Origin of the sequence: Candidatus Binatus sp., from assembly GCF_030646925.1 — a bacterium.
Taxonomy (GTDB): domain Bacteria; phylum Desulfobacterota; class Binatia; order Binatales; family Binataceae; genus Binatus.
Genome location: NZ_JAUSKL010000085.1, coordinates 1 through 10,895, shown reverse-complemented (window position 1 = coordinate 10,895; position 10,895 = coordinate 1). Strand labels below are relative to the sequence as shown.

The following is a 10,895-nucleotide window of genomic DNA, read 5'->3' as shown; positions in this document are numbered from 1 at the left end:
GAATATCCAGCACGATCGCGGTGTCGCGGAAACGCGCGTCGTCCAGGAAGCGGGTCAATCGCTGCCACCGCATCCGCCGCCTGCGCCGCCCGAGCCGCCGCGTTGAGGACCGCACTGCTGCCGCGCGAATCAAGGACGCCCCCGCATGCCGATTGATCTTCGACTCGATCCGAGTGAGGTGGCGCTGTTCACGGACCTGTACGAACTCGCGGTCGGCGCCGCGTTGCTCGAGCATGGCTTCAACGAAACCGCGTCGTTCGAATTGTCGATGCGCCGGATGCCGCCTGGCCGCGGTTACATGGTCGCGGCCGGCGTGGAGCGGCTGATCGAGGCGCTCGAGGAGTATCGCTTCGACGCGGAGGCGATCGCGCATCTCGAATCGCTCCAACTCTTCAAGCCGGAATTTCTCGACTACCTTTCGAGACTGCGCTTCACCGGTTCGGTGCGCGCGATTCCGGAAGGCGCCTTGTATTTCGCCAACGAACCGATTCTGGAAATTCGCGCGCCGATTATCGAGGCGCAACTGATCGAGACGCTGGTGCTGAATCAGTTGGGATTCGCGTCGATCGTCGCGACCAAGGCGGCGCGATGTTTTTCGGTGGCGGGCGGACGGCGGCTGGTGGACTTCGGACCGCGGCGCGCGCAGGGCGCCGACGCGGCATTAATCGTGGCGCGCTCCAGCTATATCGCGGGCTTCCACGGATCGGCGAACGTGCTCGCGGGCAAGCGCTACGGTATTCCGGTTTACGGCACGATGAGCCACAGTTTTGTGATGGCGCACGAGCATGAGCGCGATGCGTTCCGCGACTTCACCGCCAGCTTCCTGACGCTGAGCACGCTTTTGGTCGATACTTACGACACGCTGCGGGGCGTCGAGAATGCGGCTCAGATTGCAGCGGCGATGCGCGAGCGCGGAGTCAAGATTCAGGGCGTGCGGCTCGATAGCGGCGATTTGCAGGAGTTGAGCCGCAAGACGCGGCGGATTCTCGACGCGGCAGGCTTCCCGGAGATCGCGATCGTCGCGAGCGGCGATCTCGATGAGTATAAGATCGCGGAGTTGGTCGATTCGCGCGCGCCGATTGACGCATTCGGAGTGGGGACGTCGCTGGCGGTGAGCGATGACGCGCCGGCCGCCGACTTTGTGTACAAGTTGGTCGAGTATGCGGGTCACGCGCGGCTCAAGATGTCGCAGAACAAGGCGTCGACGCCGGGACGCAAGCAATTGTTTCGCGCGCATTCGGCGACTGGCGCGATCTACGCCGACATGGTCGGAATCGCCGACGAAAGCATCACGACGGTCGCGCGCGAGTTCAGGCCTGCGCCGGCGAAAACGGTCGCGCTGCTCGAGACGATCGTCGAACGCGGGCGCCGGGTCATGCCGCGGCCGACGATCGACGAAGCCCGCGAGCGCCTGATGAACGGACTCACGGCGCTCGACGCGCGGCACAAGACCTTGCAGCGGCCCGCGGAATTTTCGGTGCGTCAGACGGCGGCGCTGAACGCGCTGGTGATCAGCGAAAAGTTGCGCGTGGACAAACGCCAGGACTAGACGCGCGCAACGACGGTGCTGTTCAACTCGTATCAGTTCGCATTCGGATTCCTGCCGTTCGTATTGATCGCCTTCTGGATGCTCACCGCGTCCGGCAATAGGCGCGCCGCCGGCGCGTTCCTGATTTTCGCGTCGCTGTTCTTTTACGCGTGGTGGAACTGGCACTACCTGCTGCTTTTTTTATTTTCGATCGGCTTCAATTTTCTGTGGTCATTGCTGCTGGTTCCTCCGGCGGTCGAGAATTCCGCGACGATCGAGTCGCGCCGACGCCGGCTGCTGCTGGGAATCGGGATCGCCGTAAATATCGCGTTGCTGGGCTACTTCAAGTATCGAAATTTCCTGGTCGAGGGCGCCGGCGCGATCATCGGCGCGAACTGGAGTCTGGCGCCCTTGATCCTGCCGCTGGCCGTATCGTTCTTCACCTTCGAGCAGATCACCTTCCTGACCAGCGCGTATCGCGGCGAGCCGGGCGCTCGCGATTTCGTCAGCTACTCCTTGTTCATCACTTTTTTCCCTCATCTGATCGCCGGACCGATCGTGCGCTACGACGAAATCTATCCGCAATTGAATCGCGAAACGCATTTTCGATTGACGGCGGAGAATCTCAGCGAAGGCCTGATGATCTTTGCGATCGGGATGTTCAAGAAAGTGATCATCGCGGACAGCTATCGCGCGATCGCGAATCCGCTGTTCGACAAGGCGAGCGCGCTGTCGTTCTGGGACGCGTGGGGTGCGGCGTTCGCGTTCTCGCTGCAGATCTATTTTGATTTTTCCGGCTACTCCGACATGGCGATCGGGCTCGCGCGAATGTTCGGCGTGAAGTTTCCCGAGAACTTCGATTCGCCGTACCAGGCGCGCGATATCATCCAGTTCTGGCGCCGCTGGCATATCACGCTATCGTTCTTTCTGCGCGATTACCTTTACATCCCGCTTGGAGGAAACCGCCGCGGCGAAGCGCGCCGCTACCTGAACCTGTTCATCACGATGCTGCTCGGCGGGTTGTGGCACGGCGCCAACTGGACGTTCGTAATCTGGGGCGCGTTGCACGGCGCGTTTCTCGCGATCAATCACATGTGGGTGGCGTCGAAGCGGCGCCTGCCCGGACCGCTCGCGTGGACGCTGACGTTTCTGCTGGTAACGGCAGCGTGGGTGTTCTTTCGGTCGCCGACTTTTTCGCGCGCTGCGGAAATGCTCAAGGCCATGGCGGGGCTCAGCGGATTCAGTTGGTCCACGGCGCGCCGGAGTATCGGATGGCACGAGGTGCGCACGATCGCGATCGGGCTCGGGCTGGTGCTCTACTGCCCGAATCGGCAGGCGATCATGGCGCACAAGTGGCGGAGCGATCTCGGCTACGCGGCGACGTTCGCGTTGCTTGCGGGACTGAGCATCATGAGCATGTCGAATCCGCCGCCGTTCATTTATTTTCAGTTCTGAGGAATCGAATTGACGACGCGGCGCCGCCTGATCCTGATGTTCGTGCTGACTGCGCTGGTCGTGGCGATCGGAGTCGTCGCGAACTACCTGTTCAATCCCTACGGCGCGTGGCGCAGCGCGTGGATCGATCCGATCTTCCGGCGGGTCGAGCACGAGCGGGTCGTGATGCCCTATCTGCTCAGAACGGCTCAGCCGGAAACGGTGTTGCTCGGCAGCTCCCGGGTTTACATGGGGATGCATATCGAGCAGGGCGAGCGCGACGGTTTTCTGAACGCGGCGCTGAGCGGCGCGACGATCTCGCAGCTTGCGCGTGAGCTTGACGTTGCGCTCGCAAATCCGCGCCTGAAGCGGATTATCTGGGGCGTCGATTTTTTTGCATTCGATCGCAAATGGAAGCGGCACGATTCGAATTTCGATCGGCGAATCGCCGGCAGCATCGCGCTGAAATTCGAGGACACGCTGCTAAGCCTCGATACGCTTGGCGACGGCTACAAATACTACGGGCGGGCGCGGCGCGGCGCGAAAAAACTGCCGCCGACCATGACCGCTGCGATGCCGTGGCCGATGGCGATGATCTGCCGCCAGTTCAAGGCGACGCGCGACCACGGCTTGCATAGCGTCAGCGCCGCGGAGGTCGAGGAGCAGCTTGCGCAGGATTTGCCGGCGTACTCGACCTACAGGTTTTCGAGCGACACGATGAAGCAATTTCGAGAGGCGGTTGATCACGCGCGGAAGCGAGGAGTCGAGGTGATTCCGTTCGTGCCGCCATTCAGCCAGTACGAACTCGAGCTGATTCGACAGGGCGGCCAGTGGGAAACTTTTCAAAATTTCAAGCGTGAACTCGCGTCGGTCGCGCCGTTCTGGGATTTCTCGGGCTACAACCTGATCGCGCGCACCGACGAACTGTTCATGCACGTGATGCACTTCAAGGTCGCGGCGGGCCAGATGATGCTTCGAATCGTGCTCGGAGAAAAGGACGCACCGTGCGACGAACAGACGCGCGCGATTATCGAAAGCGCTATGTACGTCAACGGCGCGAATGTCGAGAGAGCGCTCGCAGAGCAAGACCGGATGCGTGGAGCGGCGAGCAGCGTCGCGACGCGTTACTCGAAGCTGGCGGCCGCGGCGATCGTGCGGCGCGGACAGGGTCATCTGGAAATCGGCGAGGACCGGGCGTCGAGGTGAACGGGGTTGCTCGCGGATGCTGCTACGGGTACGCCCTGGAGAAAGGATGTCGTGCGTTCGAGCGGCGGCGACGATTTCAGTTGCCTCGCCACGGCGATCAAATGCGCTCGATCGAACACGAGCAGCAGCGTGCGCATCACGTCCGCGGGCGGCGTCGATTCGGGGCGCCATCGAGCCGGCGCCGGGTAGAGAATTTCCGACGCGAATCTCTGGTAGCGATCGATCAACGGCTTGACGCCCTCGTCGGAGCCCACGATTGCGATCGCAATTGTATCTTGGCCGGCCGCGCCGATATTCCAATCGGCAAAGGCTTGCGGAGTCGTATCAATCAGCCAATCGCGCGGCAGCAGGTTCAGGCGCTTCAGTTCCCGCGGCGATACTTTCGCAGAGTCATTGCCGGCGTCGAGAAAATTTCCGGCTGCTTCGAGGATCGCGTCGAATCGGAGCGCATTGGCGCGCGCTTCAATTCCGGCGCTCGAAAGATTGCGATATGCAGCGAACCCGTCGGGCGGAATCTTGTACAGCCACACGCCACTTTCCTTGATTGGCGGGACGTCTAGCGCCGCGAGCATTTGAGACCAAACCGAAAAATGCGGGTCGGAAAGATCCGCGATGACGGTTTGCACGTCGAAGCGCGCGACGTATGCCTTCAACTGCTCGCCCGCCTCGGGCAAATCGATCGCGCCGTCGAAGTAGTTGGTGAGCGGCATCCGCATGAACTCGAACGGCATCGCGCCAGTCCACGCGCCCGCCATGCGGAAATACATGTTGCTCTCGGCCTGCCAGTACATCCCGGCACCCTTCGCGCCGAACGGCACGGGCAAGATGATCTCGCGGGGCGACAATTCTTTCTTATAGGCGCCGTCGGCGAAGAAGCCGGGGAGATGGAGCGGAGTTGTCCAGAATGATGCAACCGGATTCGGCGCGATCGAAATTACGATCAATGCGGCCAGTGCGCACTTCGCAACGATTCGCATCGATGATTCGGTGAACCAGATCGCGGCCATGATCGCGACTACGAGAAACGCGTACATCATGAAGCGCACCGGCAGTGCGATCGAGATCAGAGGTAAGCGGCCGACGAGAATCCACGGCATCGGGATGCCCGGTTTGCCGGCGATATGAAGTGTGGGGCCGATCGCGGCGATGAGCAGGAGGACGAACATGCTCGTGAGCAGCTTGCCCGCGGCCGTGCGCCAGTATTCGCGCCGGAACACTTCGACCATCAGGATCAGTGGAAGGCCGAGGTAGGCGCCGTTCTCGTAGATGCGGCCGGGAAAGGTTTGCGCGATTGCGGTCGCAGCGCGCGAAGTGCCGAGCCAGACCGCGCCGGTAGGCACGAAGAATCCGAGCACGTCGGCGGAATAATCCTCAGGCCGCCAGATTGGCGCGTGCGGAAATTCGATCGCGAGCATGTAATAGAGGTAGGGCGAGATGACTGCGATCGCGATCGCGTAGCCGGCGACGGTAGGCGCGATTAATCCCGTAAGCCGCGCGCGAACTTCGTTGTGTGACAGCGCAATCGCGAGCATCAGTGCGAGCGTGCCAAAGATCGAGAGCGTTGCGAACAATTCGACGGAGCATAGAAACTGCGCAGTCAGCAGGGCGGCGATTTCAATCGTGAAGCGGCGAGCGGAGATCGAACCGTCGAGGCGGTTCAACGCCGCGAGCACGATCAGCGGGATCGGGAACACAGCGATCAAGACGAGATGACCGGTAAGCTCGCCGAGCATGTACGGCGAGAAGCCGAAGATGTAGCCGGCGAGGATCGACGGCCAGAACGCGCGCGACAATTTTCTGCATAGCAAGAACGTCGAGAGTGCGGCGAGCGGGAGCGCGATCAGGCAGAGGAGATTGTAGGCGGCGGCTTCACCGAAAATTGAAGCGAACGGGATCGCGATCCACGACGGCAGCGGGATCAGGGTTATCCACGCGAGATTGAAGCCCCGCGGCGCCCATACGAGATCGGTCAAAAATGGATTGACGCCGTGCGCGAATACGTAGCGCCACCATCGGATGCACCACATGTAAACCGGTGGATCGCCGCCGCCGCCGACGTATGCCGTATCGAAATGGCCCCACAAACCGCGCGCGAAAAATAGCAGCGACGCGCCAAGAAATAGCGCGAACGCCAGCAATGATTGGCGGCGCATCGGGGCGCGGCTTTCCGATGTTTGCGGTGTTGTCACGGACGGCGGGTCAGTCTGGCCGGCGCGCGCTGGCTGTTCGACGATTGGCGCGAGCGGCGATGCGCAGAATTGTCGGCTACCGCTAGCCCGCGGCCGCGAGCATTTTGGCGGCCTCGAGGAGGCATTGCTCGGTCGTCGGCCAATCGATGCACGGGTCGGTGATCGATACGCCGAACTTAAGTTTCGAGCGATCGGAGTTGAGCGGCTGATTGCCCGCTTCGAGATTGCTCTCGAGCATCGCGCCCATGATCGAGCGGCTGCCGCTCCGAATCTGTTCGACCAGCGCCCGAAATACCGCGGGCTGTTTCGTGTAATCCTTGCTGGTCTGCGCGTGCGAGCAATCGACCATCACGCGTGGCTCGAGCGACGCCTCGGCGAGCAGCCGCGTGCATTCCTCGATACTGCGCGCGTCGAAGTTCGGCTTGCGGCCGCCGCGCAGCACGACATGCGTGTCGGGATTGCCGCGCGTGCGAATCACGGCGGCGAGACCGTCCTGCGTGATGCCGAGAAAGGAATGCGGCCGGCGCGACGATTGAATTGCGTTGATCGCGACTTGCAGGTTTCCCTCGGTGGTATTTTTGAATCCGACCGGCATCGAGAGCCCGCTCGCCATCTCGCGATGCGTTTGCGATTCGGAAGTGCGCGCGCCGATCGCAGTCCATGCGACCAGGTCCGCGATGTACTGTGGCGTGATCGGATCGAGCATCTCGGTGCCGGCTGCGAGGCCCATCCGGTTGATGTCGATCAGTAATCTGCGCGCGATGCGCAGCCCCTCACGCATGTCGCAACTATCGTCCATGTGCGGGTCGTTGATGAGTCCCTTCCATCCGACGGTGGTGCGCGGCTTTTCGAAATACACGCGCATCACGATGAACAGTCGCTCGGCGAGGCTTCCCTTCAGCCTGACCAGGCGGCGCGCGTATTCGAGCGCGGCTTCGGGATCGTGAATCGAGCACGGTCCGACGATGCACAGCATCCGGCGATCGCGCCCGGCGAGAATCGCGCTGATCGTGTCGCGCGCTTCGACCACGGTGCGCACGCTGGCTTCGTCAGTCGCCATCTCACGCTTGAGCACGTGCGGCGCGATCAGCGGCTCGGTCGCGGCGACGTGTACGTCTTGAATCCGGCGCATAGACAAACATTACTTCTATCTCAAAGGATGGAGCTAAAAAAGCCATCCGGCGGCATGCTACGATTGCGTTGGCCGGAGCGCCTTGTGTCGGTGCGCAGCCATCCGCAGAATCGCGAAGTGCCCCGGGCATACATTTGAGTCGCGGTGCGGTGACGAGGAAGGAACGAGGACGTGACGCGATATTGAAAATGGACCAGGGCGAAGCGAGCGCAAGAATCGAATCATCGGCGCCGGTCGAGGACACCGCCGAGCAGCCACCGCGGCTCCGCCGCGTCCGGCTGTGGCAAGCAATCGCGGGGATGGCGCTGGCGGTATCGATCGCCAGTTCAATTGTGACGATCGAGCTGTCGAAGTCGCTGGCGCGCCGCACCAATTATTTGAATCGGCGAGTCGCGGCGCTCAACACGACCGTGCGGACCCTGAAGAAGCAGACCTCCGTAGTTCAGCGCAAACTTGGATCGGAACGCGAGCGCGCCACCGTGGGCGAGACTTTCGAGAAGATTCTGTTCGCGCCGGACCTTCGCACGATCAAGCTCGCGCCGCCGGACAAATCCACCGCCAACGGGATCCTCGCGATGAGCGAATCGGCGAACGCCGCGATGCTCGAAGCGAACGGGCTGAAGCCGTCGGGCGACTTGCAGGTTTACCGAATCTGGTGGGTGCCGAGGCGCGGGGCGGCGGTGTGGGCGGCCGACTTCCTGGTCGGCGAGGACGGAACCGCAACGGTACCAGTCGATCTGCCGCCGCCGCGCCAGCGCGCGCCGACGATTGAAATTACCCTCGAGGACCAGGCCTATGCCGACGATCCGTCGGGCCCGCTCGCGCTCAGGGGACATCTGGCGGCATCGAAGTGAAAGCTGAAGTAGCGAACGCATTGCCGGAGCACCCGGGCGGCGCACCCAACGGCCTCGACGCGCCGGAAAATCCGCGGCTCGTCTTTGAGCGCGCGTTCTGGCTGGTATTTGCCGCCAGCTTCGCGCTCAACATGGCCGCCAATCTGTTCGTGCTGTTTCCGCTGTGGGTGGTCGAACTTGGCGGCAACGCGAGCATCATCGGCGCGATCATCGGCACGGGCTCGCTGGCGGCGCTGGCGGCGCGGCCGGGCGTCGGAGCGCTGATCGATCGGCGCGGGCGCAAATGGACTGCGCTCTGGTTTCTCGTGCTCGACGCGATCGCAATCTCGCTCTACTTTCCGATTCATTCGATTGGCCTGCCGATTTTTCTCGTGCGCGCGATTCACGGCGCGATCGAAGGCACCGCGCGCGTCGCGCTGTTCGCGATGGTGTACGAGATGCTGCCGCGCGGGCGCGAGGGCGAGGCGATGGCCACTTTCAGTTTGTGCGGGATGGTGCCGGGCGCGATCGCGCCGCTGGTCGGCGAGCAATTGATCCGCAGTCTCGGGTTTACGGTTTTCTTCGCGCTGGCGATCGCGTTGATTGTTGCGAGCGCGATCGTCGTGAGCTTCGTGGTCGAGCAACCGCATCCGGCGCACGCCTCGGGCGATTCGCCTGGCGGCCGCAGTTATCGATCGCTGCTGACGGATCGCGCGCTGATGCCGCTCTGGATCGTCACGCTGATGTTCTCGCTGGCGCTTGCGTCGCGCCTCAGCTTCGTCGCGGCGTACGCCTACCAGGAAGGGGTGCAGCGCGCCGGCTGGTACTTTGCGATCTACAGCCTGATGGCGGTGGGCGTGCGGCTGGTGGGCGGGCAAGTCATGGACCGGATGGGCCTCAATCGCGCGCTCGCGCCGTCGCTCGCGGTGCTGGCGATCGGGCTCGCGCTGCTCGCCGGTACCGGACGATTCGGGCTGCTCGATATCGCCGCGGTGATCGGCGGAATCGGGCACGGCTACCTGTATCCGGCGCTGAGCGCGCTGGTGATTGCGCGCACGCCGCTCAAGTCCACCGGCCGCTCTTCGAGCATCTATTCGTCGTTGTACGATTTGGGCGGGATGGCAGGACCTTACCTGTTGGGCGTGGTGGCGGTGACATTTGGATATGGTCCGATGTTCATCGTGTCGGGATCGATCGCGCTTGCGGGTGCGATTTATTTCGTCATCGCGGAGCCGGATGCGCGGCTGCGATTTCGCAATTGAAAGATCGCGCGAGAAAAAAAGAAACAATGCGATTTTCTTGGCGGGGGTCTTTACTTCATCGTCCCGGATGCGTAGATTCATCTTCGGCGGCGCTTTGCGGCGCGGCCTGTGGAAACTTCACCTCGAAAATCCTTACAGACCCGTTGACAGGGACCCGGATCGAGCGGTAATGTTTTCTTTCGCCCCGAAAGGGTCGGTCTTTGAAAACTGAATAGTAGTGCATGCCTTAATCGGCGGCGGGGGTCCAGGAATGGACTCGATGCCCGGCCGATTTCTTTGAAATTGCGGTCAGTCCATCCGTTCTTCTGGTGCGTTAGCCGCACCTCGGAACGGTGGTAACACTGAGCTATAATGGAGAGTTTGATCCTGGCTCAGAACGAACGCTGGCGGCGTGCCTGAGACATGCAAGTCGTGGGAGAAAGTCGTAGCAATACGGCTAGTAAACCGGCGTACGGGTGAGTAACACGTGGACAACTTGCCTTAGAGTCTGGGATAACCCGTCGAAAGACGAGCTAATACCGGATAAGACCACGGGAAGTTCGCTTCCTGAGGTAAAAGATGGCCTCTGCTCCTGCAAGCTATCACTTTGAGAGAGGTCCGCGTCCTATCAGCTAGTTGGCGAGGTAACGGCTCACCAAGGCTAAGACGGGTAGCTGGTCTGAGAGGATGGTCAGCCACACTGGGACTGAGACACGGCCCAGAGTCCTACGGGATGCAGCAGTCAGGAATATTGCGCAATGGAGGAAACTCTGACGCAGCGACGCCGCGTGGGTGATGAAGGCCTTCGGGTCGTAAAGCCCTGTCGGAGGGGAAGAAAAGTCCGTTGGCTAATATCCAGCGGACCTTTGACGGTACCCTTAAAGGAAGCACCGGCTAACTCCGTGCCAGCAGCCGCGGTAAGACGGAGGGTGCAAGCGTTGTTCGGATTGACTGGGCGTAAAGGGCGTGTAGGCGGTTTGTCAAGTCGGGTGTGAAAGCCTGGGGCTCAGCCCCAGAAGTGCATCCGAAACTAGCGAGCTGGAGCGCGATAGAGGAGGGTGGAATTCCTGGTGTAGCGGTGAAATGCGTAGATATCAGGAGGAACACCGGCGGCGAAGGCGGCCCTCTGGATCGTTGCTGACGCTGAGACGCGAAAGCGTGGGGAGCAAACAGGATTAGATACCCTGGTAGTCCACGCCTTAAACGATGGGTACTAGGTGTTCGGGGTGTTGACCCCCTGAGTGCCGCAGCTAACGCATTAAGTACCCCGCCTGGGGACTACGGCCGCAAGGTTAAAACTCAAAGGAATTGACGGGGGCCCGCACAAGCGGT

Annotated in this window: 7 protein-coding genes and 1 rRNA gene; 6 read left to right on the top strand and 2 right to left on the bottom strand. The window is 61.8% G+C overall.

Annotated elements, in window-relative coordinates:
* The first annotated feature begins 145 nt into the window (after positions 1 to 145).
* The 3 genes from Q7S58_RS14985 to Q7S58_RS14975 are packed head-to-tail and all read left to right on the top strand — an operon-like array spanning position 146 to position 4,168.
* Complete coding sequence (locus tag Q7S58_RS14985) at positions 146 to 1,549, top strand: nicotinate phosphoribosyltransferase (RefSeq protein ID WP_304827358.1); 1,404 nt, start codon at positions 146 to 148, stop codon at positions 1,547 to 1,549.
* 15 nt (positions 1,550 to 1,564) lie between these two features.
* Positions 1,565 to 2,983 (top strand): MBOAT family protein, encoded by a 1,419-nt coding sequence (locus Q7S58_RS14980; protein ID WP_304827356.1) that lies wholly within the window; start codon positions 1,565 to 1,567, stop codon positions 2,981 to 2,983.
* 9 nt (positions 2,984 to 2,992) lie between these two features.
* Entirely contained in the window at positions 2,993 to 4,168 is a 1,176-nt protein-coding gene (locus Q7S58_RS14975; protein WP_304827351.1) for a hypothetical protein, read from the top strand.
* Here the strand turns inward: Q7S58_RS14975 and Q7S58_RS14970 are convergent.
* Both Q7S58_RS14970 and Q7S58_RS14965 read right to left on the bottom strand, forming a co-directional pair.
* Positions 4,132 to 6,321, bottom strand: a complete 2,190-nt coding sequence (locus Q7S58_RS14970) for a hypothetical protein (protein ID WP_304827348.1) — start codon at positions 6,319 to 6,321, stop codon at positions 4,132 to 4,134. The genes Q7S58_RS14975 and Q7S58_RS14970 overlap by 37 nt on opposite strands.
* 118 nt (positions 6,322 to 6,439) lie before the next feature.
* Entirely contained in the window at positions 6,440 to 7,489 is a 1,050-nt protein-coding gene (locus Q7S58_RS14965; RefSeq protein ID WP_304827344.1) for a 3-deoxy-7-phosphoheptulonate synthase, read from the bottom strand.
* A 188-nt stretch (positions 7,490 to 7,677) separates the two neighbouring features.
* On the opposite strand from Q7S58_RS14965, the gene Q7S58_RS14960 reads away from it, so the two are divergent.
* From Q7S58_RS14960 to Q7S58_RS14950, 3 genes are all read left to right on the top strand, one after another.
* Positions 7,678 to 8,343, top strand: coding sequence for an anti-sigma factor domain-containing protein (locus tag Q7S58_RS14960; protein ID WP_304827341.1), 666 nt, complete (start codon positions 7,678 to 7,680; stop codon positions 8,341 to 8,343).
* Positions 8,340 to 9,584 carry an MFS transporter gene (locus Q7S58_RS14955; RefSeq protein ID WP_304827338.1) on the top strand — a complete coding sequence of 415 codons (1,245 nt, stop codon included), beginning with the start codon at positions 8,340 to 8,342 and terminating at the stop codon, positions 9,582 to 9,584. Before Q7S58_RS14960 ends, Q7S58_RS14955 begins: the two co-directional genes overlap by 4 nt.
* Before the next feature lie 348 nt (positions 9,585 to 9,932).
* A 16S ribosomal RNA gene (locus Q7S58_RS14950) occupies positions 9,933 to 10,895 on the top strand; the annotation flags it as partial.